Raw genomic sequence first — 25,270 nt, forward strand, 5'->3', positions numbered from 1 at the left:
GTTTCCCGCCTACTCCCTTAGCAGGGGAGCGCCTTCGACCACTCGGCCACGTCTCCGCTGGCGGGTCTAGCAGGAACATTTGCCCGATCACAAGCAGAATCTGCCTTTGCATCCTGTTTGTTGTCCTGCGGCCTTTCGTGGCTGTCATCCTGCAATCCCGAGATTGCAAAACGGGCGGCTCTAAATTAGAACAAAAGAAGAACATTTAGTAGGGATTCGGTGTGTCGTGTATGGGTTTGCTTCGTGTGCACAAAGGTTTGGCAGGGCAGGCGCAACAGCCTGTCGCGCTTGCGTGCACCCTGTCGGAGGCGTTTCCCGGCACACCCACAGATGCCAGTGCCATCGGCTTTATCCTGTCCCGATTGCCCCGCACCGATGCCCCGATCCTGTGGGTGCAGGACCGTTTGTCCCGCAAGGAGGCGGGGCGGCCCATGCTAGCTGGCGTCGGGACCAAGCGCCCGATCATCATGGTCGATCTCGCGCGCGCCGCCGATGTGCTTTGGGCGATGGAGGACGGGCTGCGCTGCCGCAGCTTGGCCGCCGTGATTGGCGAGGTCTGGGGCGATCCTTCTGCTTTGGATTTCACCGCGACCAAGCGTCTGGCCCTGCGCGCGGAGGCTGCGGATGTGTCGTGCTGGCTGATCCGCCGTGCCGCCAGCCCCGACCTGAGTGCTGCGCGCGACCGCTGGCGTATCGCCTCTCTTCCCTCCGCCCCGCATCCCCACGATATCCAGGCCCCCGGCGATCCGCGCTGGGCGCTCGACCTGTTTCGGTCGCGCCACAGCAAGCCCGGGCAATGGGTGGCCACCTATGACCGCGCGGCGGATCGTGTCGATCTGTCTGCCCCAGTTCGCGATCGAACGCTGGACCAAGGCGATGGAGCGCCAAGGGAACGCGCCGCCGGATGATCTGCCGGTCGTGCTGGCCCGCGAAGGTCAGCATGGTCCGGTGATCCATGCCGCCAATCGCACGGCCCGTATGGCGGGTATTCATCCCGGATCGCGGGTGGTGGATATGCGCGCCATTTGCCCTGAATTGCAGGTCCATTATGCGGATGAGGCGGGGGATCGCGCCGCATTGGATCGTCTGGTGCTTTGGGCGCGGCGCTGGTGTCCTTGGACCGTGCGCGATGGCGCGGATGGGGTGATCTTGGACACCACAGGTGCCGATCACTTGATGGGGGGTGAAGCTGCAATGCTGGTCGCGATGGAAACCCAGCTGTCTTTGCTGGGCCTGACATCGCGCTTGGCCGTGGCGCCCACATGGGGGGCGGCTTGGGCTTTGGCCCGCTATGGTCCGGTCCGGTCGATCTGCGGGCCGGAGGAGGCCTATTTCAAGCTGGGCCCTTTACCTGTGACCGGTCTGCGCCTTGACGCTGAAACCGTGCTTTTGTTGCGCCGTCTGGGGCTGAAAACCATTGGTGCGGTGATGGATGTGCCGCGCCTGTCCCTGACCCGCCGTTTCGTCAAGGCGGGCCTGTCGGCCAATCCGCTTTTGCGGCTGGATCAGGCCTTGGGCAAGCTGGCCGAGCCGGTATCAAGCGTCGAGGCAAAGCCGCAGATCCGCGTGCAGGCCCGACTGGCCGAGCCGATCTTTGATCCCACCCCGCATCTGCCGGAGCTTTGCGCAGAGTTATGCGACCAGTTAAAGCAGGCGGGGCAGGGCTGTCGCCGCCTGCATCTGATCGTCTATAAAACCGATGGTGATGTCAGCCATATCGACGTGGCGACCTCTGCGCCGACCCGCGATCCCGTCCATCTGCACAGCCTGTTCCGCGATAAGGTCGAAAAGATCAATCCGGGCTTTGGTTTTGATCTGATCACACTGGCGGCAGGTGCGGTCGAGGATATGCCGGATCAGCAGAACCGCTTGGAGGGCGGGGCAGAGGATGATCTGCATCTGAACCTGCTGATCGACCGCCTGACGGCCAAATTCGGCCCCCGCGCTGTGGCCCGCCCCGTCTTGCTTCAAAGCCATGTGCCCGAAAGGGCCGAGGCGCAGGTGGCAGCCCTTGCCGAAGTGCCGGAAACTGCGGTGCTCCTGACCAAGGAACGCCCGCTTCGCCTGCTGGATCATCCTGAAGAGGTGCGTGTGCTCTACGCTGTCCCCGAAGGTCCGCCTGCGCAATTTGTCTGGCGCAGGCAAACGCACCGGGTGGCCCGTTATGCAGGCCCCGAACGCATTGCGCCCGAATGGTGGAAAGACCGCCCCGGCACGCGGTTGCGCGATTACTTCAAGGTCGAGGATCAGGCGGGGCTGCGGTTATGGCTTTACCGCGAAGGCCTGCACGAGGACGGGCGCGGCGGCGATCCGCGCTGGTTTGTGCACGGGATGTTCGCGTGATGGGGGGTGACCGTGCCTGAAAACGATCACCAGCACCCCCGCCGCACGCTGGAGGATGAGGATTTCCCGCCAAATCCCCCCTCGGCTTTTGTCGAGCTTGGTATCACCACCTGCTTTTCCTTCCTGCGCGGCGCGTCTGATGCGGTTGACCTTGCCGCCACCGCTTGGGGCTTGGGCTATGACGCGCTGGGCTGTGCGGACCTTAACACCATGGCCGGTGTCGTCCGGCTTCATGCGGCGGCGCGCAAGGCCAATATGCGCCCTGTGATCGGTTGCCGTTTGCAGCTGGTCACAGGCGAGGCATTTCTGGCCTATCCGCGCAATCGGGCCGCTTACGGCCGGCTTTGCATGCTTTTGTCGAAAGGCAAAAGGCATGGCGTGGATGGCGCGTGGCAGGCAAAGGGCGTGTGCGACATCACGCTGGACGATCTGGCCCAGCATAGCGCGGATGTACAGCTGATCGCCGTGCCGGGGGATGATCTGGACCATTTCACAGCGGGCCTGCGCCGGATCAAACGGGCGCTGCCGACGCTTCAGCATATCGCGGCCAGCTATCTTTATCGTGGCGATGATCGGGCGCGGATCAACCGGCTGGATCAACTCGCCCGCGCCAATAATATGTCCATTCTGGCGACCAACGATGTGCATTACCACGCCCCCGACCGGCGCCCTTTACAGGATGTGATGACCTGTATCCTGCATAAAACGACGATCACCAAAGCAGGCTATCTGCTGGATGCAAACGCCGAACGGCACCTCAAGTCACCGGCCCAGATGGTCCGGCTTTTCGCGCAGTGGCCCCATGCGATCACCGCGACCCGCGACGTGGCCGATGCCTGCGATTTCGATCTGCGCGAACTGGCCTATGAATACCCCCGCGAGACCGTGCCGGAAGGGCGCAGCCCGCAAGACTATCTGGCGGAACTGACATGGAAGGGGGCGCAGTGGCGCTATCCCGAAGGTGTGCCAGACAAGATCACCGCGACCTTGAACAAGGAACTCGCCATGATCGAAAAGCTGGATATCGCGCAGTACTTCCTGACCATCCATCACATCATCAACTTCGCCCGCTATGAGTGTAATCCGCCGATCCTGTGCCAGGGGCGAGGCTCTGCCGCCAATTCCGCCGTGTGTTATGTGCTGGGGGTCACAGCCGTGGACCCCGACAAGAACGATCTGCTGTTTGAACGGTTCATCAGCGAGGAACGCAAGGAACCCCCCGATATCGACGTGGATTTCGAACATGAACGCCGCGAAGAGGTGATCCAGCACATCTATGACAAATACGGGCGCGACCGTGCGGCCCTTTGCGCCACTGTGATCCACTATCGCCCGCGCATGGCGGTGCGCGAGGTGGGCAAGGTCATGGGCCTGTCCGAAGATATCACCACGGCGCTGTCGAAAACCATCTGGGGCAGTTGGGGCCGCGAGGTCGGCACCCGCGAGGCGGCAGAGGCGGGGATCGACCTGCGCGACCCGTTGATGGCCCGCACGATCAAACTGGCTGACCAGATGATCGGAATGCCGCGCCATCTGGGCCAGCATGTGGGCGGGTTCATCCTGACCGAAAACCCCCTGACCCAGACCGTGCCCATCGGCAATGGCGCCATGCCAGAGCGCAGTTTCATCGAATGGGACAAGGACGATATCGACGAGCTGGGCATCTTGAAAATCGACGTTCTGGCGCTGGGTATGCTGACCTGCATCCGCAAGGCCTTTGACCTGATCGCAGCACATCACGGGCGCAAACTGACCCTTGCCACCACCCCCAAAGAGGACCCTGCGGTCTATGACATGCTGTGCCGTGGCGACAGTCTGGGCACTTTTCAGGTCGAAAGCCGCGCCCAGATGAACATGCTGCCGCGTCTGAAACCGCGCGAGTTTTACGATCTGGTCATTCAGGTGGCCATCGTGCGGCCCGGTCCCATTCAGGGCGATATGGTGCATCCCTACCTGCGCCGGCGCAGTGGAAAAGAGGCGACAGAATACCCCTCGCCGGGGCCAGAGCATGACCCTGATGAGCTGCGCAAGGTCTTGGGCCGTACCTTGGGCGTGCCGATCTTTCAGGAACAGGCGATGAAAATCGCCATGGTCGCGGCCGAGTTTTCCACCAAAGAGGCCAATGACCTGCGCAAAGCCATGGCCACCTTCCGGTCGCGCGGCACGATCGGCGCGCTCGAGGACAAGATGGTCGGGCGCATGATCAAACGCGGCTATGATCCGGAATTTGCAGCGCGCTGTTTCAACCAGATCAAGGGCTTTGGCGATTACGGTTTCCCCGAAAGCCATGCCGCGAGCTTTGCGCTGCTGGTCTATATTTCCTGCTGGATCAAGTGCCACTATCCGGATGTCTTTTGTGCCGCACTGCTCAATTCCCAGCCGATGGGGTTTTATGCCCCCGCCCAGATCGTGCGGGATGCCCGCGAACACGGGGTGATCGTGCGCGGGGCGGATGTGAATTATTCCGATTGGGACAACACGCTAGAGCCTGTGACACCCGGGGTCTTTGCCGTGCGCCTTGGCCTGCGCCAGATCGACGGGATGCGTCAGGATATGGCGCAGCGGATCATGGATGCGCGGCAGGCTCCGTTCACCGATCTGGCCGATCTCAAAGACCGCGCGCGGCTGGATGCAGGCACGGTGCGCCGCTTGGCGGCGGCCGATGCCGTGCGGTCGATGACGCTGGATCGCAGGCAGGCACTTTGGGATGCGCGTGCCTTGCGCGATGCGCCGGACCTGCCGCTTTTTGCCGATCATGCGGACGAAGGGGCCGAGGTCCGTTTCGATCTGCCGCAGATGCCTGTGTGTGAGCAGGTGGTTGCGGACTACCAAACCACGCGGCTGTCGCTCAAGGCGCACCCGATGTCATTCCTGCGGCGCAGTATGGATAAACAAGGCTATACGCCCACAGCGATGCTGGAACGGATGCGCAACGGGCAATCCATCAAGCTGGCCGGCATCGTGCTGATCCGGCAGCGTCCGGGCAGCGCCAAGGGTGTGTGCTTTATCACGCTCGAGGATGAAACCGGTGTTGCCAATCTTGTGGTCTGGCCCAAGGTGATGGAGGCGTACCGCAAGGTGATCATGCGCGCCCGTGTCATTGACGTGAAAGGCGTGGTGCAGCGCGATGCGGATGTGATCCATGTTGTGGCCCACCACCTGACCGACCGGAGCGATGCACTCGAAAGGCTTTCGCATGATGTGATGGAGCCCCCGCTGGCCCGTGCAGATGAGGTCAGAAAAGCAATTCCCCACGATCCGCGCGGCAGCCACCCGCGCAATGTGCGTGTGATCCCCAAGTCGCGGGATTTCCATTAGAGCCTTTGGCTAGATTTCACGGTTATCGTCCAGATAGGCTCTGATCCGTGCCAGTTCCGGCATCAATTCCAGAAAGCTGTCTGCGCCCAGATCATTTTTCATCTTGTGGATCGGGTCAGCCATGCTGTGAATGGCGGCGGCGTGTATCTCGCGGCCCTCATCTGTCAGAAAGACCAGTTTGCTGCGCCCGTCGGTTTCGTGCGGGGCGAGTGTGATCGCCCCGCGCTTTTCCAAGACTGACAGCGTGTGAGTCATCGTGGTCTTTGGCACCTGAAACGCATTGGCCAGCATCAAAGGTGTCTTGCCATCCCCCATCCGCACCAGATTGTTCAGCAGCGCGAAATGCGAGATGTGCAGGCCATCCGCAAGTCGCGACGAGAAGATAGCACTCGCCAACTGGTTGATGATCCCAACCTCGTTGAAGAACTGGAAAATGCGTTTATCCTCGTCGTTCATGCAGACCTCAGATCAGTTTTGCCTCCAGCGGCCAACGCGGGCTGGGGCTGATCTCTATCCCATATCCCAAACGGCACAGCATTTGCAAAGTCTCGCCGTCTTGCGCCAGCATCGCATGGACCTGATCAAAATGGGCCTGCATTTCAGGATATTCCTGCAACGCCTGACTAAGCGGCTGCATCCCCACACCGGCAGCCGTTGCTGCAAGGTTCAGCCGCACCCAGTCGCGCCCTGCGGCAATCTGGTCGGCACGGCTGTTGCCCGCTGTGGCCTGCCACAGATGGCCCATCGCGGTCTGTGTGTTTTCCAGTACCGCCACCTTGCCTTGGGCGAACATCGTCGATGACGGGTCCAGGGTGCCTTCGCGGGTCATCAGCCCGAATGCCCCCAAGGTTTCAAAGAGCGGGCCGGAAAAGTCGATCCCGTCAGGGTTCGCCTCGACCTCGGCCTTGCCGATGCGGAACAGATCGACGCTTTCCTTGAACGTATGGGGCGTGTCGATTTCGATGATCAGTGCCTCGGTGGTCAGTTTGCGCAAGGCCGCAATACTGGCATCTGATGCGTCACCGGCAACGCGGCTGCCATGAATTGCGGCCTGACGGATTCGCGCGATCGCGTCCGGTGCAAGCGGGCGGGTCGTGTCAAAAGGTTCCTTGTTCGATCGCCGGTCCATCAGATAGGCAAAAAGCGGGTCGGGTGTGATGCTGTTGTCGGCACGGAATGTTGCGATAGCCACAGGACGGTCATCAAGGGCAAGCCTGTCTGATCCTTGGGGAAAGACATCCAGATCGACCGCAAAACCATCCTGCGCCGCAGCCATGACCATCACCTCAAGAAAGCAGCCCAATCCAATGGTGATCTGCCGGTTGAACGGGTCGGTATGGGGCAGCAAACGGTTGGTATCCACCTTCAGCACCACCTGATCCGGTGTGGACAAATCGACCATCCAAGGCTGCCGGTTATGCGGGTTTGGCGCAAGGATCGCGTAGGACAAGGCGCGCTTGCGCGGTTCGTCATAGATCACGCCTGCTTGCGTCCAAGGGGCAAGTGCTGCTGTGGGTTGCCGGCTTGCGATACTCCCGACAGTTGCAGTTGCAGCGACAATAATACCGCCGCCCGAAAGGGCGAGAAACTTTCTTCTATTCATTGTTCATCTCCATATAGTTCGATTACGTACTAAATAGTACGATGTAGGACTATATGCAAGTCCAGCGTTGGTCATTCGCTGTGGCCAGTCGCGATTGCCCTGTCCCTTGCCCGATTTTCATCTTAGGCAGAGTAAGAAGCAGCGTTCGATATCGCGGCTTTGCACCATTCATTTGAACTGCCTTCCGGCGCGTCCTAGAGTGCCGCAAAAGCAGCAAGGAAAGACCGTCATGCAGCATCATATTCGTTTGGGCGTTGATATTGGCGGGACCTTCACCGATGTCGTGCTGGAGGTCGGCAGCGCGCAATATTCCACCAAAGTGCTGACCACCTATGCCGCCCCCGAAAATGCGATCATCGACGGGCTGCATCAGGTCTGCGCCAAGGCGGGCATCACCCCGTCGCAGATCGGCCAGATCATCCATGGCACGACCTTGGCGACCAATGCGCTGATCGAACGGCGCGGGGCCAAGACCGCGCTGATCACCACTGAAGGCTTCCGCGATGTCATCGAAATGCGCACCGAAAGCCGGTTCGAACAATATGACCTGAACCTGCAACTGCCCGAACCACTGTTGCCGCGCCAACACCGCTTTACGCTGCGCGAGCGGGTTGATGCGCGCGGCGATGTGCTGATCCCGCTGGAGCGGGCGGAGATCGAAGCACTGGCCGATCACATCGCACCTTACGGGTTTGACAGCATCGCGGTCGGGTTGATCCACGCCTATCTGAACGCCGCCCATGAACAGATGATCCGCGATGTGCTGGCTGAAAAGCTGCCCGATGTGATGGTGTCGCTGTCCAGCGAAGTCTCGCCGCAGATGCGCGAATATGAACGCTTCAATACGACCGCCGCCAATGCCTATATCAAACCTTTGATGAAATCTTACCTTGGGCGGCTCAAAGGCCGTCTGGCTGAAGAGGGCACGCGCTGTCCGATCTTTCTGATGCATTCGGGTGGCGGGATCATCAGCCTTGAAAGTGCCGCCGATTTTCCGGTCCGTCTGGTGGAATCAGGTCCCGCAGGTGGCGCTGTTTTTGCCGCCACGCTGGCGGCGCGTTACGGACTGGACAAGGTTCTGTCGTTCGACATGGGCGGGACCACCGCGAAAATCTGCCTGATCAAGAACCACACCCCGAAAACCGCGCGGGTGTTCGAGGTCGCCCGTACCTACCGGTTCAAGAAAGGCTCCGGCATGCCAATCTCGATCCCTGTGATCGATATGGTGGAAATCGGGGCGGGGGGTGGCAGTCTGGCCCATGTCGATTCGATGCGCCAGATCAGGGTTGGACCGGAAAGTGCGGGGTCCGAACCCGGACCCGCCTGCTACGGGCGCGGTGGCGCGCGCCCTGCAGTGACGGATGCAGATCTGATCTTGGGCAAGCTGGACCCTGACAATTTCGCGGGCGGGTCGATCCCGCTGCATATGGATGCGGCGACCAAGGCACTGGAAACTTTGGGTGCGCCGCTTGAGATGGACGCCCAAACTGCCGCCTTTGGTCTGGCCGAGGTTGTGGACGAAAACATGGCGAACGCCGCCCGCGTCCATGCGGTGGAAAATGGCGAAGACCTTACCGATTATACGATGATCGCTTTTGGCGGAGCGGCGCCTTTGCATGCGGGCCGCTTGTGCGAAAAACTGGGCGTGAATCGTCTGTTGGTTCCCACCGGCGCGGGGGTTGGCTCTGCCATCGGTTTCCTGCGCGCGCCGTTCAGTTTCGAGGCGACCCGCAGCGTTTACATGAAGCTGTCCGCCTTTGCGCCGGATCGGGTGCAAACCCTGCTGCATGATCTGGAAGAGGAAGCCACGAGCTTTGTGCGCACCTGTGATGCGACAGCGCCGATCATGGCGGAATACAAGGTCTATATGCGCTATACCGGCCAAGGCTGGGAAATCCCGATCAGCCTGACAGCCGCACAGGCCGCGGCCCCCGACGCTGCGACGTTTCAGGCATTGTTCGAGGCGGATTATACCGCTCTCTTTGGCCGGACTGTCGCAGGCATGGATATCGAAATCACGGTTTGGGCGGTCAATGCGACAACAGAACCGGCAGCGGTCACGCCACTGGGTGCGACGCCGGAAGGGAAAAAAGCAGAAGGTGAAGGAACGCGGTCTTTGTTTGATCCGGCACGCGCCAAATCCGTCGATGCCAGACTTGTTGCAAGGACGTCTTTGGCCGCAGGCGATACCGTTGCTGGCCCTGCGTTGATCCACGAGGACGAAACAACGATCGTCATCCCCTCCAGCCGCGAGGCCGTTGCGCGCCCTGACGGCACCATCGACATTCGGGAGAAACGGACATGAGCAATGTCGCCTTTCAAGTCATGTGGAACCGCCTGATCTCGGTCGTGGAAGAGCAGGCACAGGCGCTGGTGCGCACGGCCTTTTCCACATCGGTGCGCGAGGCGGGCGATCTGTCCGCCGGGGTCTATAACGCGCAAGGGCTGATGCTGGCTCAAGCGGTCACAGGTACGCCGGGCCATGTGAATGCCATGGCCGATGCCGTCGCGCACTTCATCCGTCGGATCGGGCGCGAGAATATTCACGAGGGCGATGTCTATATCACCAACGACCCTTGGGAAGGCACCGGCCACCTGCATGATATCACCGTCGTGAGCCCGTCGTTCCACAACGGCCAGCACGCGGGCTTTTTCGCCTGTACCGCCCATGTCGTCGATATCGGCGGGCGCGGGTTCGGGGCCGATGCGGCCAGTGTTTACGAGGAAGGGATCTATATCCCCATCATGAAACTGGCCGATAAGGGGAAGGTGGATGAAACCCTGATCCGCCTGCTGCGCGGCAACGTCCGCGAACCGGATCAGCTGATCGGCGATATCTATGCGCTGGCGACCTGCAACGAGATCGGCCACCGCCGCCTGACCGAGATGATGGAGGAATTCCACCTGACCGATCTGGAAGGCATCGGTGACTTCATCCTTGATAACTCGCGCCGTGCCACGCTGGAGAAGATCGCGGCCCTGCCGCGGGAAACGGCGACCGGCGCGATGCGGATTGACGGGTTCGACACGCCCATTGATCTGAAGGTCAAACTGACGATCGAGGCGGACCGGATGATCTGCGATTTCGCAGGCACCTCGGGCCTTGATAAAAAGGGCATCAACGTGCCTTTGGTCTATACCAAAGCCTATGCCTGCTATGCGCTCAAATGCGCGGTCGCACCGGAAATCCCCAACAACGCGGCATCGCTGGCCCCGTTCGAGGTGACAGCCCCTGTCGATAGCATCGTGAATGCAGTGCATCCCGCCCCTGTCGCGCTGCGCCATATCATCGGGCATATGATCCCCGACACGGTTTACGATGCGCTGGATAAAATCCTGCCCGCGACTGTCCCGGCCGAGGGGGCAGGGTGCCTGTGCAACTTCCAGGTCTCGCTCCGCCCTGCGGCTGGGCATCAGGGCCGCAGGTCCGAAGTGCTGACCTTCAATTCAGGTGGCGCAGGGGCGCGCCCATCGGTTGACGGGTTGAACGCGACCGCCTTTCCTTCCGGCGTTATGACCATGCCGATCGAGGCAACCGAACATACCGGACCCGTCATCATCTGGCGCAAGGAATTGCGCCCTGATAGCGGCGGGGCAGGGCAGTACCGTGGCGGCCTGGGCCAGTTCATGGAAGTTGGTGCCGCTGCGGGCCACGAGTTTGATTTTTCCGCCATGTTCGACAGGGTCCGCCACCCCGCGCGGGGCAGGCAAGGCGGGGGCGATGGTGCGCCTACGGTGATCGGACAAGATGACGGGACCGCCATGCAGGGCAAGGGCAAGCAATTCGTGCCCGAAGGCCGCCGCGTGATGCTGTCCTTGCCGGGGGGCGCGGGTTATGGCCCTGCAACCCAAAGAGACCCTGAAAGCGTCAAACGCGATCTTGCGCGCGGCTATATTTCCGCCAAAGCTGCGCAGGAAGATTACGGGCTGAGCACAGCCGAAGTGCAAGCCGTCCAAGAGGCTGTGGCAAAAGGAGAAACCGCATGAGCCAAGCGCCTGCGCGTTCCAGCTATGATGTGGTAATCGTCGGTGGGGCCATGTTCGGGTCGTCCGTGGCATGGTTTCTGACCGATAACCCGGACTTCGACGGATCAATTCTCGTGATCGAGCGGGATCCGACCTATGCTTTCGCCTCGACCTCGCACACCAATTCCTGCATCCGCCAGCAATTCAGCGCGGCGATCAACGTGCGGGTGTCGCAATTCGGCGCGGATTTCGTGAAGAACTTCCGCGCTTACATGGGTGGTGATCCGCGGGTGCCGCATCCGCGCCTGCATAGCTTTGGCTATATGTATCTGGCCGACACGCCCGCATTTGCCGCGGCCCTCAGTGCAAGCCAAAAGGTGCAGGAAGCTTGTGGCGCGGGGACCAAGCATATGACGCGGGACGAAATCGCCGCCGCTTATCCGTTCTACCAGTTGGATGATATCATCGCGGGCAATCACAACCTGATCGACGAAGGCTATTTCGACGGGAACACCCTGTTTGACTGGTGGAAAAGGTCCGCCAAGGAACGCGGCGTGGAATATGTGAACAACGAAGTCGTCGCAATGAACCGTAATGCCGCAGGGACGCGCGTGGAAAGCGTGATCCTGAAGTCGGGCGAAGTGATCGGCTGTGGCACCGTCGTCAATGCATCCGGCCCGCGTGCCGCTGCGACCGCCGGGATGGCAGGCATCGACATTCCGGTGGAACCGCGCAAACGCTATACCTTTATCTTCGAGGCGGAAAAACCGCTCGACCGCGATCTGCCGCTGACGATTGACCCTTCGGGCGTACATATGCGCACGGACGGGACCTATTACATGGCGGGCTGTCCGCCGGATGATGATCCTGCGGTCGCTTATGATGATTTCGTCGAAGATCACAGCATCTGGGAAGAAAAGGTCTGGCCCACTGTCGCGACCCGCATTCCGCAGTTCGAAGCGATCAAGCTACGCAATTCATGGGTCGGGCATTACGCCTATAACACGCTTGACCAGAACGCTATTCTGGGGCCGCATGACAGCGTTGAAAACTTCATCTTTGTGAACGGTTTTTCGGGGCATGGGTTCCAGCAGTCGCCTGCGATGGGGCGCGGCACGGCAGAGTGGATCACCTATGGGGAATACCGCACCCTTGATCTGACCCCATTCCATTTCGGACGGATCGCGCGCGGTGAAGCCTTCATGGAAAAGGCTGTGATATGAAGATGCGGGCCAACCCCTTCCTTGCCGCGATCAGGGCGGGGCAACCGCAGATCGGACTTTGGATCAGTCTGGCCAATAACTATGCCGCCGAGGTCGTGGCGAGCGCGGGCTTTGACTGGCTGCTGGTCGATATGGAACATGCACCAGCGGAAGTGGCAACAGTCTTGGGGCAGTTGCAGGCCATTGCGCCGCATGGGTCGACAGCCATTGTGCGCCCTCCGTGGAATGATCCTGTGATGGTCAAACGTCTTTTGGATATCGGCGCGCCGGGATTGTTGTTCCCGATGGTGCAGTCGGTCGCCGAGGCCCAAGCCGCAGTTGCCGCGACCCGCTATCCGCCGCAGGGTGTGCGAGGGGTGGCAGGTTCGATCCGCGCGAACCAGTTCGGGCGCATCACCGACTATTACGCCAAGGCCAATGATGAAACGGCCGTGATCTTGCAGGTCGAAACGCGCCACGCTGTCGCGCAAGCGGTCGAGATCGGACAGGTCGCCGGCGTTGACGGCATCTTTTTTGGCCCAGCAGATATCGCGGCAGACATGGGTCTTTTGGGTCAACATATGTCAGAACCGGTCTGGGACCTGATCCTGACCGCCGCAGGCAAGCTGATGGCTGCAGGCATTCCCGTGGGCACGCTTGTGACCGATCCGGCCTTTGCCGCCAGATTGCTGCGCGAGGGTTTCACCTTTGTGGCCTGTGGCACCGATACGAATTTGCTGGCCAAAGGGGCCGATGCATTGCGCGCGCAGATGCGCGACGCGACAAGAAAGGAAAACTGATGAAGAAACTTGTTTTGACAGGGGCTGCAGGGCGACTTGGGTCTTATTTGCGCGAACCGCTGACCAAGATGTGTGATGAACTGGTCTCGACCGATATCGCGGACAACATCGGTAAACTCTATCCTGGCGAAAGCTATGTGAAGGCCGATCTTGCCAGCCTTGATGCGATGCTTGAGGTTATAGCGGGCGCGGATATGGTGGTGCATTTCGGGGCCATCGGGGATGAAGCGCCTTGGGACGACATCCTGCAATCGAACATCATCGGTGCCTATAACGTCTGGGAAGCTGCCTATCGGCACGGTGTCAAGCGGGTGGTTTATGCAAGTTCGGTCCATGCTGTCGGTATGCATAAAAAGACCGATACCATCGGTTTGGATGCGCCGCATCGCCCTGACACCTACTATGGCCTCGCCAAGTGCTTTTGCGAGGACCTTGCCAGCCTTTATTGGGACAAGCGCGGCATTGAATCGGTCTGCATGCGCATCTTTTCCTGCGCCCAGGCCACCAATGCCCGCAGCATCGGCACCTGGCTGTCATATGATGACCTGATCCATCTGGTGGAACGCTCCATCGACAGCCCCGTCGTCGGGTTCACGGTCGTCTATGGTCTGTCAAACAACGATCGGGCTGTCGTGGACAACTCAAAGGCCGGTCATCTGGGTTTCAGGCCCAAAGACAACGCCGAGCAATTCGCCAAGGATGTCTTTGCCAAGACGCCGCCGCTGGATAACAAGGACCTTGCCAATCTGTGCATTGGCGGCCCTTTCGCGACAGTAGAACTGGGCAATTCGGGGGTTGCCGCATTGGGCGTCGTGAATGATCGCAAAGAGACCTAGCGCCTCAGAGGTAATCTAGCGCCGCTCGATACCAGCATGCCGGCAAGGATCAGCGCGACGCCGATGATCCTTGCCCAAGGATTCCCGGGCGCGCCCATCGCGATATCCAGCACGACGCCAGACACCATCTGCCCCGCGATGATCAGCAAGGCCGTTTGCGCGGCCCCGATCCGCGCAATCAGCCAACTGCCAGCGGCAATGAAGATGACGCCGACAGGCCCGCCCAAATAGGCCCACCAAGGCGAGGCCGCCGGCGCGCCTGCAAAAAGCCCGCCAATCAGCAGCGCGACAATGGTGATAAAGACAAGACCCACAAGGTGGTTCCAGAACGAGGATTCAAGCGCCGACGTGGACAGCGCCAACCGTCCATTGATCTGCCGACTGAGCGACACCAGAACGCCAGCCAAGATGGCAAGGGCTGCAAACCAGATCATGCGCTGCCCCCGAAAAAGATAAGGATCAGGCTGCCTGCGATAATCAGCGTCAGTGCAGCATAATCGCGCGCGGTCGGCATCCGTTGCGGCAATCCAAAAAGGCCGCGTATGTCGGCAAAGAGGCTAAAGACCATCTGTCCAGCCAGTCCCAGCGCGATTGTGCCGGACAGGGCAAGCGCGGTGTTCATCGTGGCCGAGGTCAGCATCACAGTGACGGCACCGGATATGCCACCCAAATAGACCCAAAGTGGCGGGCGCAGGGTTTGCGCGCGCTTGGGACGCAAGACGACAAGCAGGATGATCGCCGCAATTGATCCCGTCAGATGCGGCACCCATGATGAAAACAGCAGCGATCCATATGCCGCAAGCGTGCCGTTAAACAGCACCATCAACGACAGCAAGCCGCCCGCGCCAAAGGCGGCAGCGAAGTATAGGAACTGATACGGGGCAGGGCGCTGCGACATAGCCGCAGGTTTCTAGGTTTCCGGTCGCGAGCGCAATTGCTGTTGTGCCTTCACGGCGCCAAAATAGACTTTTGGCTGGCTTGGCCGTGACGACTTTACCTGACGCAGCTGCGAGATGAGGCGCTTGTTTGCGGGTGACAAGGCCAATGCGGCATATCTCGACATCCAGGTCGGAAGCACTTGGATCGCATAAGCATGGAGCGCCATTTTTTGTTCATGCGTGCTCAGAGTGTTGAATGGGGATGTACAATGCTCTTTCCGCATCAGGTCTATGCAGAGCGCAACCAGTTGAGGCGTACTGCCTTCACCGGGTGGAACAGCAATAGCAGAGTGGTAGGCATCGGGGAGCTTTGTCCTCAAAACGGCAAAGCGTCGCTTTACTGTCTGATGGGCCAAGAGCCAAAATGCTGCCACACTGGTTAATAAGAAAATGGGTAAAATCAGCAAAACCAGTCCTTATCACTGTTCCTGAACACTATATGTCGTAGTTGTTCGGCCACAATTAGACATAATATGTACTTTTATGCGTCATCTGCATAGCGGTAGATAAACAGCGCACCACTGGCCCGTTGACACCCCCAGAATCCCTTATATAAGCCGCCTTTCATTGGTGTTGGTGGCCCGCGCAAGCGGAACCCTGTCGTCTCGGCAAAATCCGGGAAAAGGACAACGCCCTTCGCAACTGCAAGAAGGAGATCAGCGTATGACAAAACGTACCGCTGCCAAGTATAAAATTGACCGCCGGATGGGCGAAAACATCTGGGGTCGCCCAAAGTCACCCGTAAACCGTCGTGAATATGGCCCCGGCCAGCACGGTCAGCGCCGCAAGGGCAAATTGTCCGATTTCGGTATCCAGCTGCGCGCCAAGCAAAAGCTCAAAGGTTACTACGGCGACCTGACCGAAAAGCAGTTCCGCCGCATTTATGCCGAAGCTGAACGCGTCAAGGGCGACACCGGTGAAAACCTTATCGGTCTGCTGGAGCGTCGTCTGGACGCTGTCGTTTACCGCGCCAAGTTCGTGCCAACGGTCTTTGCTGCACGTCAGTTCGTGAACCACGGCCACGTCACAGTGAACGGCCAGCGCGTGAACATCCCGTCTTACCGCGTCAAGGAAGGCGACATCATCGAAGTCCGCCAGAAATCCAAGCAGATGGAAATGGTGCTTGTCGCATCCCAACTGCCAGAGCGTGACGTGCCTGACTACATGCATGTCGACCACTCCAAGATGACAGCGGAATTCGTGCGCACACCGGGCCTTGGCGATGTGCCATATCCGGTAACGATGGAACCGAACCTCGTCGTCGAATTCTACGCAAAGAACTAATTCGTTCCAGGCGAAACACAACCAAAAGGCCGCGCCCGACTGCGCGGCCTTTTGCATTTTGCCGCCAACTGCTTTCGACACTCAGGACTTTGTGCTGTCGCTGCTCTGTGATAGATTGTCGCATCACTGACGAGAGAGGCTGACATGACGTTGCAGGCCGGTGTGACCGTTTTGGTGGGCACCACCAAAGGCGCGTTCCTGATCAAGGGTGGTGCGGACCGCGGTGATTGGGCCGTGACCGGCCCGTTCTGCGCGGGCTGGCCCATCAACCATGTTGTCGGCGATGCCAAGACCGGAACGCTTTGGGCGGGCGGTGGCGGGGACTGGCACGGCGCGGGCGTCTGGCGGTCTGTGGACGGAGGCGCGACGTGGGACCTGTCCAAGTTGACCAAAGGCAGCATGGACGAATGGGCGGCAAATGATCCTGATTTTGCGCAAATGATCGGCTGGACCGATACGCCTCTGCCGTTCGGCGCCGAGTTTTCGCAAATCTGGTCACTGCATGCGGCGCATGGCAAAGTCTTTGCAGGAACCAAACCCGCCAATCTGCTGCAAAGCGATGATGGCGGGGTCAACTGGTCGCGCGTGCAGGGGCTCAGCGATCATCCATCAGCCGATAGCTGGAACCCGGGCGCTGCCGGTCTTGTGCTGCATTCCATCGCAACCGACCCCCATAACCCTGCCAAAATGTGGATCGGAATTTCGGCCGCCGGCGTGTTCGCAACCGAAGACGGCGGGCAGACGTGGGAGCGCCGCAACAGGCTGTCAAACGCCGAAAGCTGTTCCCATCACGACCATCCTGCCGCGCCAAGGGATGGCGAGACCGGCCATTGCGTGCATAACATTGTGCACGCACCGGGCCAGACGGACCTGCTCTACCAGCAAAACCACCACGGTGTCTGGCGGTCTGCCGATGGCGGGCGCAGTTGGGATGACATCACAGCTGGTTTGCCTTCAACCTTCGGATTTCCTATTCGTGTGCACCCTCATGATCCCCAAACGATCTGGACGCTGCCGCTGAATGGCGACATGGCAGGGCGCTTTCCACCCGATGCGGCGGCGGCTGTCTGGCGGTCACGCGATGGCGGGGCAAGCTGGCACGCTTTGCGCGACGGGCTGCCGCAACAAAGCTGCTATTTCACGGTGCTGCGCCAGGCTATGGCCGGCGATGCGCGCGACGTGGCGGGGGTTTATTTCGGCACCAACAGCGGATCGGTCTTTGCGAGCATCGATGAAGGCGACACGTGGGATGAAATCGCGCGCCATCTGCCAACGGTACTGGCGGTCGAGGTGGTCGACCGGCCATAAAACGCAGGTCCTGCGGCATTTTCATTTGGGTGCATATCGCATATCAGAGCCCTTCACGCACAATGCGAAGGGCGCACTTATGACTGACTACCCCAACTATGGCCGTATTGACGGGCCAATCGTGATCATCGGTCTGGGTTCGATCGGCAAAGGAACCTTGCCGCTGATCCAGCGCCATTTTGACTATGACCCTGCCAAGCTGAGTGTGATCGAACCCAATCCCGCCGCTGCCGATTTTCTGGCCGCGCAAGGGATTACCCATCACCAACTGGCTTTGACGCCCGCGAACTACCGCAAGGTGCTGACGGGGCTTTTCCCCGAAGGCAAGGGGTTCTGCGTGAACCTATCGGTCGATACGTCTTCGCTGGACCTGATGAAGCTGTGCCGTGCATTGGGTGTGCTTTATATCGACACTGTGGTCGAACCTTGGGCCGGTTTCTATTTCGAAACGCCCGACAACGCCGACCGTACCAACTATGCCCTGCGCCAAAAGGTCCGTGACGAAAAAGCCGCCAATCCGGGCGGGCCGACCGCCGTGAGTTGCTGCGGGGCCAATCCCGGCATGGTGAGTTGGTTTGTCAAGGAGGGCCTGATGACGCTTTCCCATGATCTGGGGCGCGATGACCCGATGCCGACCGACCGCACCGGCTGGGCGAAACTGATGCAAGGCCTGGGTGTCAAGGGCGTGCATATCGCCGAGCGTGATACCCAAGCCCGCGCCAAGCCGCGCCCGCGCGGGACATTCGTGAACACGTGGTCTGTCGAAGGTTTCATCTCGGAAGGGTTTCAGCCTGCGGAACTGGGCTGGGGCACACACGAGAGATGGATGCCCGAAACCGCCCATTCCTATGACACGGGCTGTCAGGCAGGCATCTGGTTCGAACGTCCCGGTGCGATCACCCGCGTGCATACATGGTGCCCGACACCCGGGCCGCAGTTTGGCTTTCTCGTCACCCACAACGAAGCGATCAGCATCTCGGACTATTACACCGTCGGCGCCCCAGAGGCGCCAGAGTATCGCCCGACCTGTCACTACGCCTACCACCCTTCTGATGATGCGGTCCTTTCGCTGCATGAAATGTTCGGCGCGGGCAAACAGCAAACTGTCCATGAGATCCTCGAGCCGGACGAAATCATCACCGGCATCGACGAATTGGGCGTGCTGATCTACGGGCATGACAAGAACGCGCTCTGGTATGGCTCGCGCCTGTCGAACGAAGAAGCAAAGTCGCTGGCCCCCTATCAGAACGCCACGGGCTTGCAGGTGACCTCTGCAGTATTGGCTGGGATGGTCTGGGCGCTGGAAAATCCCCACGCGGGCATCGTTGAAACCGATGAGATGGATCATATCCGCTGTCTGGAAGTACAGCGCCCCTATCTTGGCCCCGTCGAGGCGCACTATACCGACTGGACCCCGTTGCAAGACCGCTGGGAGCTTTTCCCCGAGGATATCGACGAAAGCGATCCTTGGCAGTTCCGCAATGTGCTTGCGACCTGAACGGCGCGGCGTACCTGTGAAAATGACAGGGCGCATCGTGATCGGACGCAGGTCTACCTTGGCACTGGCTTTGGCGCGGACAGGGCGCTAGAACGGGCCAAACGATACGGAACGGACCAGATATGGCTGACGGCATTGAACCCCAACCGGGTATTTTGGATATCGCGCTTTACAAGGGCGGGGCCTCTCATTTGGACGGGATCAGCAATGTCCTCAAACTGTCCTCGAACGAGAATCCCCTGGGCGCGAGCGATGCCGCCAAAGAGGCTGTCGTGCGGGCAAGCCATGACCTGCACCGCTATCCGCCGACCGATCACAGCGCATTGCGTCACGCGATTGCCGAGGTATGGGGCGTTGATCCTGACCGCGTCTTCTGCGGTGTCGGTTCCGGTGAGGTTCTCAAGCTTTTGGCCGAAGCCTATGCCGGCCCCGGCGATGACGTGGTGTTTACCGAACACGGCTTTTCGATGTATCCGATCTATGCCCATGCCAGCGGTGCAAATCCCGTGGTGGTGCGCGAAAACGAACGTGTCGTTGATGTGGATGCGATCCTTGCGGCCTGCACCGACAAGACCAAGCTGGTGTTCATCGCCAATCCCGCCAACCCGACCGGCACCATGATCGGCCATGCCGAGGTGGCCCGCCTTGCGGATGGTTTGCCTCCACAGGCGCTTTTGGTGCTAGATGGAGCCTATGCCGAATATGTCGACGGGTTTGATGCGGGCAAAGCGCTTGTGGAAAGCCGCGATAATGTCGTGATGTCGCGGACCTTTTCCAAGATCTACGGGCTGGGCGGTCTGCGTGTCGGCTGGGGCTACGGCCCGCAAGCCGTCATTGATGTGCTGAACCGGATCAGAGGGCCGTTCAACCTGTCCTCGGCTGCCCTTGCCGGTGCCGAAGCCGCTGTGCGTGATACCGCGCATACCGAAAAGTGCCGGATCGAAAATGCGCGTTGGCGTGACTGGCTGGCCAATGCTTTGGCCGAGCTTGGCGTACCTTCGGATACATCAACCGCAAACTTTATCCTGGCACGCTTTGCAGATGCAGCCGAAGCGCAAGCCTGTGATGAACATTTGCGCAAGGCGGGAATCATCGTGCGTCAGGTCGCAGGCTATGGGCTGCCGCAATGTCTGCGGATCACAGTGGGTGACGAAAGCGCCTGCCGCCGTGTTGCCCATGCCGTGGCCCAGTTCAAAGGCGCGGGCAAATGACACAGATTTATGATCGTGTGGCCCTGATCGGGCTTGGCCTGATTGCATCATCGATGAGCCATGCCATGCGCCGCGCTGGTCTGGCTGGCGAAATCGTAGGCTATGCGAAATCCTCCGAAACCCGCCAGACTGCCCGCGAGATCGGGCTTTGTGATGTGGTCTATGATACCGCGGCAGAGGCGGTAGAGGGTGCCGATTTGGTCGTCCTTTGCGTTCCTGTTGGCGCGATGGACGCGGTCGCGGCCGAAATCGGGCCGGTCCTGATGGCCGGTGCCACTGTCAGTGATGTGGGTTCCGTCAAACGTGCCGTGGTCGAGGCTGTGGCCCCCCATATTCCCGAAGGGGTCCATTTCATACCTGCCCACCCGTTGGCGGGCACCGAACATTCCGGCCCGCGGTCTGGTTTTGCTGAACTTTTCGAGAATCGTTACTGCATCATCGTGCCCCCCGAGGGGGCCGACCGCACGGCGGTGGACCGCCTTGCAGCGCTCTGGCGCGGCATGGGAGCGCTGATTGAGGAGATGGATGCAGAGCATCATGATCTGGTCTTGGCTGTCACCAGCCACACACCGCACTTGATTGCCTATACCATGGTCGGGGTCGCCGACGACCTGAGCCGCGTGACAGACAGTGAAGTCATCAAATTCTCGGCGGCGGGTTTTCGGGATTTTACCCGTATTGCCGCATCTGATCCTGTCATGTGGCGCGACGTATTCCTGAATAACAAGGAAGCGACGCTGGAAATTCTGGGCCGCTTCACCGAAGAATTGTTTGCACTGCAACGCGCGATAAGGCAGGGCGACGGCGATCACCTGCATGCCTATTTCACGCGCACTCGGTCGATCCGGCGCGGGATCATCGAGGCGGGACAGGATACGGATGCGCCTAACTTTGGTCGTGCTTCGGTGAAAAAGCAGTGATGCGCTGGGCGGCAATGCTGGCCGCCTGTTGGCTCGCGGCACCGCTGATGGCCCAAGACGACGTCAGACCGATTGCCCGTCCCAACCCGACTGTCGCGACGCCGACACAGACTGATCTTGCGGAAACGCAACCCCTCTGGGCTGTGCGCCCGCTTGCCCGTGAAACGGGTGTGGCGCCTGCGGAGCCAAGCTTGCGACCGGTGATGCGGCCCGTTGAAAGCCTTGCGCTTTCGAATGGCACGATGACCCGGCCGCAATTCCAGGCCGGAAGAGGCCTTGCCGCCTTTAGTTCCTATGCCGTTCCCCGCTCTTTGCGCCCCAGCGTGCGCCCTGCATCAATCGAGGCTGCTGCCGCCACCCGTCGTGCGGAACAATTGCGCGGACAGGTGTGCAGCGATCCCGCGATCCAAGGCGAAGTCCTGGGGCTTGTCCAAGGGGCAGGGGCCTGCGGTATCGACGAGGGCGTGCGGGTCAAATCCGTCGCAGGGGTGACACTCAGCCCACGAGCGACGATGGACTGCCGGACTGCATCGGCGCTCAAGTCTTGGGTTGAGCGCGGGGTTTTGCCCACCGTCGGGACAGAAGGGGGCGGGGTGTCATCGCTGCGCGTTGTCTCGCACTATGCTTGCCGGACGCGCAATAACCAGCCCGGAGGCCGGCTCTCGGAACATGCTTTCGGGCGGGCGGTTGATATTGCGGGCATCCGGCTGCGGGACGGGACAGAAATGACTGTCCTGACGGATTGGAACTCTCCCGAAGACGGCGCGCAGCTTCGCCAGATGTGGCGCGCGGCTTGCGGGCCGTTTGGAACGGTATTGGGGCCGGAAGCCAACCGCTTCCATCGCGATCATTTCCACTTTGACACCGCCCGCCACCGCAGTGGAACCTTCTGCCGCTAAACCCGACCAAGCCGCCCAAGCGGCGGCAGCATTGTCCCGCAAACAATAGCGGTCAGGGCCTTTGGTCCTGGCGGGATTTGCGAGACGGGGTAAAGCAGCCTGTCCCTCAGGACCGGCAACCAGCGGCTGTCAGACTGGTATTGCGGTGTAAAGGCGGCGCTCATCGCCTGATAGGTCAGGACGTGCCAGCGCCGCGATCTTGCATAAAGTGCGAGTGCGGCTTCGCCTTCGGCGCAGTCAAGCGCACGCGCCAAAGCCAATGCATCCAACAAGGCCATGTTCGCCCCTTGGCCCAATTGCGGACTGGCCCGATGTGCCGCGTCGCCGATGTGGACAAGGCCACTGGACCATGGTTTGCGCAAGGTTCCATGGCTGTAGCGCGCCATTGTCATTTGATCAGGGTCCTGCACCTGCGCAGCAAAGGGGGCAAATGCGGGCCAAAGCGAGGTCGCTTGCGCCTTCCATGCATCGAGGCCTGCCTTTCGCCAATCGGGATGGGCCTGTGCTGGCATTGACCAAAAGATTGCGGCCTTCTGAATGGTCTCTCCCGGCAATGACCCGATAGGCAAGACGCCGATCATGCGATCCGCGCGACGATAGCACTGTGTCAGCTGGTTGGTCGGCAGCGGCGTGTCCGGCCAGTCGACGGTCCCCCAGATCGCGCCATATGGCAGCGGGCGGGACTTGAGTGGTGAAAGTGGCGAACTGGCACCGGCACTGTCGATGATCAAATCAAACGGCCCCTGCGTTGTTCCATCCGCCAGCTTGACCCTGCCTGCCTGCGCTTCAACCACGCGGCTGCGCGATGAAACTGAGACGTCGCGCGCGCGTACCGCCGTATAGATGGCCTCGAAGAGCGATGCGCGGTGAATGGCAAGGCCCACCCGTCCGTCTGTGCGCTTGTCATACCAGACATTCAGCACATTGCGGTTTCTCTCGGCTTCATGGCCCAACATGCGCTGGATCGGGTTGCCTTTGCTTCGCGCCGCATCGCCTGCACCGATCCGGTCAAGCACGGCCTGTCCAACCGGCTGGATCACAAGGCCGGACCCCACCGGCTGAGGCTGGTCGAACTGATCAAAGACGCTGACCTGATGACCTTTATCAGCCAAGAGCGCGGCAACGGTCAGCCCCCCGATTCCAGCTCCAGCCACAGCGATTTTGTACCGTTTCGTCATGATGCCCTTTTGGTGAGCACAAGAAAGCAAGGCAATGCGGCGTTTTTGCGGGGATCGAGCGCCAGCAATTGCCGGTGGCGTGTTTTGCCGTCAAAATTTTAGAATTGCATCCTATATGGTGATGCATACGCACAGGAGACAGCGATGGATACTCTAGCCCCCGATCTTGCGACCATGGTCCGCACGCCCTTGCATGACAGCCATGTCGCCCAGATGCGCGAAATCGGTCAGGTCATCCAGATGCCCGCAGGCACGATGTTGCAGACGGCGGGACAGGCCTCTGACAAGTTCTTTTATGTTCTCTCTGGCAAGGTCGAGGCGATTGATCCCCGCACCGGCGGCCGCTACGGGAAGGCCTACCTTGGGGCCACACAGTTTTTTGGCGAGATCAGCTTTCTGTCCGGCAGTCAGGCAATGCTGGGCGCGCGCTGCCACGATGCGTGTGAAATTCTGGTCGTGGATCGCGTGCCGATGCTCGACCTGATGAACCGCGTGCCGGAATTGTCGGACATCGTGATCACTGTTCTGGCCGCACGCCGCCGCCGCCTGCTGGAAAGCGGCGAAGCGGCGCTGACCCTGATCGGTGCCGAACAGGACCGCAATATCCGCCAGATTGCTGCCTTTGCCGGCCGCAACCATATCCCTGTGCGCAGCCTGACTTTGGGCGAACACGAGGCCGAGGCGCTGGCCAATACCTGCGATATCAACGCCGGAAAGCCTGCCGTGATCTTTGGCAAGGATGATGTGATGACCGATCCAACACCGGCCAAGATTGCCCGCGCTTTGGGCCTTGATATGGCGGTGAACGACAGCCGCGTCTTTGATGTGTTGATCGTGGGCGGTGGCCCTGCGGGAGTGGCGGCGGGCGTCTATGCAGGAACCGAAGGGCTTTCGGCCCTCGTGGTCGAGGATCTGGCGATTGGCGGGCAGGCGGGCACCTCCAGCCGGATCGAAAACTACATGGGGTTCCCGACGGGGATTTCCGGCGCCGATCTGGTCTGGCGCGGTGAAGTGCAGGCGATGAAATTCGGCACAAGATTTGCGGTGCCGCGTCGCGTGCGCGCGCTGGAACGGCGCGAGGACGGGGTCTTTTGTGCAACGCTGGACGACGGGGCCGAGGTGTGCGCCAAGTCCGTTGTCGTGGCCACCGGCGTGCAGTACCGCCGTTTGCCGATTGACCGGCTTGAGGATTTCGAGGGGGCTGGCGTTTATTATGCCGCCACCGACGTCGAAGCGCGCTATTGCCGCGATACCGACGTGATCGTTGTGGGTGGCGGCAATTCCGCCGGACAAGCGGCCATGTATCTGTCGCGCACCGCACGCCATGTGCATGTGCTGGTGCGCGGGCCCAGTCTGGCGGCCTCCATGTCCGATTACCTTCTGTCGCGGCTCAAGGCCGATCCGGCGATCACGATCCATTACCAGTCCGAAATCGCGGCCTTGCACGGGGAGGCGTTTCTTGAGCAGGTGACCGTTCGTCACAAAGCTGACGGCAGCGATCAGGTGATCGACGCCAAGGCCGCCTTTATCATGGTGGGTGCCGCCCCCAATACGGGCTGGTTGTCGGACCTCGTGGCGCTGGATGCCAAAGGCTTCGTGATGACAGGGCAGGCGGTGGACAAGAGCACCCCCTACGAGACATCGCATCACGGGATTTTTGCGGTGGGCGACGTGCGGGCAGGGTCGGTGAAACGTGTGGCTTCGGCGGTGGGCGAAGGTTCGGTCGTCATTTCCAAAGTCTGGGAAGTGGTCAACGCCTAGAGGCTTTACCCTTGCGCGACACGGGCCTATAAGCGCGCTCATGTTGCGGCAGATGATCATAAGCATTATTCGCCCGGCGGTTTGAGTTGCTCAATCCTGCCGGGAAAAGGTGTCTGCGTGTGCGCACCGCTCGTTCAACCTATCCTGATTTGACTGCTTAAAGGACGCCACCCATGTGCGCCGAGACCACCGACTACAAAGACAC

The 25,270-nt window shown here is 60.4% G+C and carries 21 protein-coding genes; 15 read left to right on the plus strand and 6 right to left on the minus strand.

Features of this window, described 5'->3' with window-relative positions; genetic code table 11:
- The first annotated feature begins 230 nt into the window (after positions 1-230).
- From NWQ23_RS01560 to NWQ23_RS01570, 3 genes are read left to right on the plus strand one after another with little or no spacing between them, the layout of a single operon-like run.
- Positions 231-908: an ImuA family protein gene (locus NWQ23_RS01560; RefSeq protein ID WP_306164476.1), complete on the plus strand. Its 678-nt coding sequence runs from the start codon at positions 231-233 to the stop codon at positions 906-908.
- Positions 877-2,343 (plus strand): DNA polymerase Y family protein, encoded by a 1,467-nt coding sequence (locus NWQ23_RS01565; protein WP_306164496.1) that lies wholly within the window; start codon positions 877-879, stop codon positions 2,341-2,343. Before NWQ23_RS01560 ends, NWQ23_RS01565 begins: the two co-directional genes overlap by 32 nt.
- Positions 2,344-2,355: 12 nt before the next feature.
- Positions 2,356-5,661 (plus strand): error-prone DNA polymerase, encoded by a 3,306-nt coding sequence (locus NWQ23_RS01570; protein WP_306164477.1) that lies wholly within the window; start codon positions 2,356-2,358, stop codon positions 5,659-5,661.
- A gap of 9 nt (positions 5,662-5,670) precedes the next feature.
- Here NWQ23_RS01570 and NWQ23_RS01575 read toward each other — a convergent pair whose 3' ends face one another.
- Both NWQ23_RS01575 and NWQ23_RS01580 read right to left on the minus strand, forming a co-directional pair.
- On the minus strand, positions 5,671-6,117 hold the full coding sequence (locus tag NWQ23_RS01575; RefSeq protein WP_306164478.1) for a MarR family winged helix-turn-helix transcriptional regulator: 447 nt from the start codon (positions 6,115-6,117) through the stop codon (positions 5,671-5,673).
- 7 nt (positions 6,118-6,124) lie between these two features.
- Positions 6,125-7,264 carry a twin-arginine translocation pathway signal protein gene (locus NWQ23_RS01580; RefSeq protein ID WP_306164479.1) on the minus strand — a complete coding sequence of 380 codons (1,140 nt, stop codon included), beginning with the start codon at positions 7,262-7,264 and terminating at the stop codon, positions 6,125-6,127.
- Between the two features lie 229 nt (positions 7,265-7,493).
- Here NWQ23_RS01580 and NWQ23_RS01585 point away from each other — a divergent pair, with 229 nt between their 5' ends.
- Genes NWQ23_RS01585 through NWQ23_RS01605 form a run of 5 tightly spaced genes read left to right on the plus strand, consistent with a single transcriptional unit; the run spans position 7,494 to position 14,068 of the window.
- Positions 7,494-9,569 (plus strand): hydantoinase/oxoprolinase family protein, encoded by a 2,076-nt coding sequence (locus tag NWQ23_RS01585; RefSeq protein WP_306164480.1) that lies wholly within the window; start codon positions 7,494-7,496, stop codon positions 9,567-9,569.
- A complete protein-coding gene (locus NWQ23_RS01590) occupies positions 9,566-11,251 on the plus strand; it encodes a hydantoinase B/oxoprolinase family protein (protein WP_306164481.1) in 1,686 nt (561 codons plus the stop codon). The genes NWQ23_RS01585 and NWQ23_RS01590 overlap by 4 nt, the downstream gene beginning before the upstream one ends.
- A complete protein-coding gene (locus NWQ23_RS01595) occupies positions 11,248-12,453 on the plus strand; it encodes an FAD-binding oxidoreductase (protein ID WP_306164482.1) in 1,206 nt (401 codons plus the stop codon). The genes NWQ23_RS01590 and NWQ23_RS01595 overlap by 4 nt, the downstream gene beginning before the upstream one ends.
- Entirely contained in the window at positions 12,450-13,232 is a 783-nt protein-coding gene (locus NWQ23_RS01600) for an HpcH/HpaI aldolase/citrate lyase family protein (protein WP_306164483.1), read from the plus strand. The genes NWQ23_RS01595 and NWQ23_RS01600 overlap by 4 nt, the downstream gene beginning before the upstream one ends.
- Complete coding sequence (locus NWQ23_RS01605) at positions 13,232-14,068, plus strand: NAD(P)-dependent oxidoreductase (RefSeq protein ID WP_306164484.1); 837 nt, start codon at positions 13,232-13,234, stop codon at positions 14,066-14,068. Before NWQ23_RS01600 ends, NWQ23_RS01605 begins: the two co-directional genes overlap by 1 nt.
- Here the strand turns inward: NWQ23_RS01605 and NWQ23_RS01610 are convergent.
- The 3 genes from NWQ23_RS01610 to NWQ23_RS01620 are packed head-to-tail and all read right to left on the minus strand — an operon-like array spanning position 14,065 to position 15,413.
- Positions 14,065-14,502, minus strand: a complete 438-nt coding sequence (locus tag NWQ23_RS01610) for a DMT family transporter (protein WP_306164485.1) — start codon at positions 14,500-14,502, stop codon at positions 14,065-14,067. The genes NWQ23_RS01605 and NWQ23_RS01610 overlap by 4 nt on opposite strands.
- Positions 14,499-14,966: a DMT family transporter gene (locus tag NWQ23_RS01615; protein WP_306164486.1), complete on the minus strand. Its 468-nt coding sequence runs from the start codon at positions 14,964-14,966 to the stop codon at positions 14,499-14,501. Before NWQ23_RS01615 ends, NWQ23_RS01610 begins: the two co-directional genes overlap by 4 nt.
- Positions 14,967-14,978: 12 nt before the next feature.
- Positions 14,979-15,413 (minus strand): hypothetical protein, encoded by a 435-nt coding sequence (locus NWQ23_RS01620; RefSeq protein WP_306164487.1) that lies wholly within the window; start codon positions 15,411-15,413, stop codon positions 14,979-14,981.
- 256 nt (positions 15,414-15,669) lie between these two features.
- On the opposite strand from NWQ23_RS01620, the gene rpsD reads away from it, so the two are divergent.
- The 6 genes from rpsD (at position 15,670) to NWQ23_RS01650 (ending at position 22,126) form a co-directional block, all read left to right on the plus strand.
- Positions 15,670-16,290 carry a 30S ribosomal protein S4 gene (gene rpsD, locus NWQ23_RS01625; protein WP_306164488.1) on the plus strand — a complete coding sequence of 207 codons (621 nt, stop codon included), beginning with the start codon at positions 15,670-15,672 and terminating at the stop codon, positions 16,288-16,290.
- Between the two features lie 144 nt (positions 16,291-16,434).
- Positions 16,435-17,598, plus strand: a complete 1,164-nt coding sequence (locus tag NWQ23_RS01630) for an exo-alpha-sialidase (protein ID WP_306164489.1) — start codon at positions 16,435-16,437, stop codon at positions 17,596-17,598.
- Positions 17,599-17,677: 79 nt separating this feature from the next.
- Positions 17,678-19,096, plus strand: a complete 1,419-nt coding sequence (locus NWQ23_RS01635; RefSeq protein ID WP_306164490.1) for a homospermidine synthase — start codon at positions 17,678-17,680, stop codon at positions 19,094-19,096.
- A 122-nt stretch (positions 19,097-19,218) separates the two neighbouring features.
- Entirely contained in the window at positions 19,219-20,307 is a 1,089-nt protein-coding gene (hisC, locus tag NWQ23_RS01640; protein WP_306164491.1) for a histidinol-phosphate transaminase, read from the plus strand.
- Positions 20,304-21,227 (plus strand): prephenate/arogenate dehydrogenase family protein, encoded by a 924-nt coding sequence (locus NWQ23_RS01645; RefSeq protein ID WP_306164492.1) that lies wholly within the window; start codon positions 20,304-20,306, stop codon positions 21,225-21,227. Before hisC ends, NWQ23_RS01645 begins: the two co-directional genes overlap by 4 nt.
- Positions 21,227-22,126, plus strand: a complete 900-nt coding sequence (locus NWQ23_RS01650) for an extensin family protein (RefSeq protein WP_306164493.1) — start codon at positions 21,227-21,229, stop codon at positions 22,124-22,126. The genes NWQ23_RS01645 and NWQ23_RS01650 overlap by 1 nt, the downstream gene beginning before the upstream one ends.
- Here NWQ23_RS01650 and NWQ23_RS01655 read toward each other — a convergent pair.
- Positions 22,123-23,304: an NAD(P)/FAD-dependent oxidoreductase gene (locus tag NWQ23_RS01655; protein WP_306164494.1), complete on the minus strand. Its 1,182-nt coding sequence runs from the start codon at positions 23,302-23,304 to the stop codon at positions 22,123-22,125. The two genes, NWQ23_RS01650 and NWQ23_RS01655, sit on opposite strands and share 4 nt — an antisense overlap.
- A 144-nt stretch (positions 23,305-23,448) precedes the next feature.
- Here NWQ23_RS01655 and NWQ23_RS01660 point away from each other — a divergent pair, with 144 nt between their 5' ends.
- Entirely contained in the window at positions 23,449-25,065 is a 1,617-nt protein-coding gene (locus NWQ23_RS01660; protein ID WP_306164495.1) for an FAD-dependent oxidoreductase, read from the plus strand.
- Positions 25,066-25,270: the final 205 nt, after the last annotated feature.

Source organism: Yoonia sp., assembly GCF_030731595.1.
Lineage (GTDB): Bacteria > Pseudomonadota > Alphaproteobacteria > Rhodobacterales > Rhodobacteraceae > Yoonia.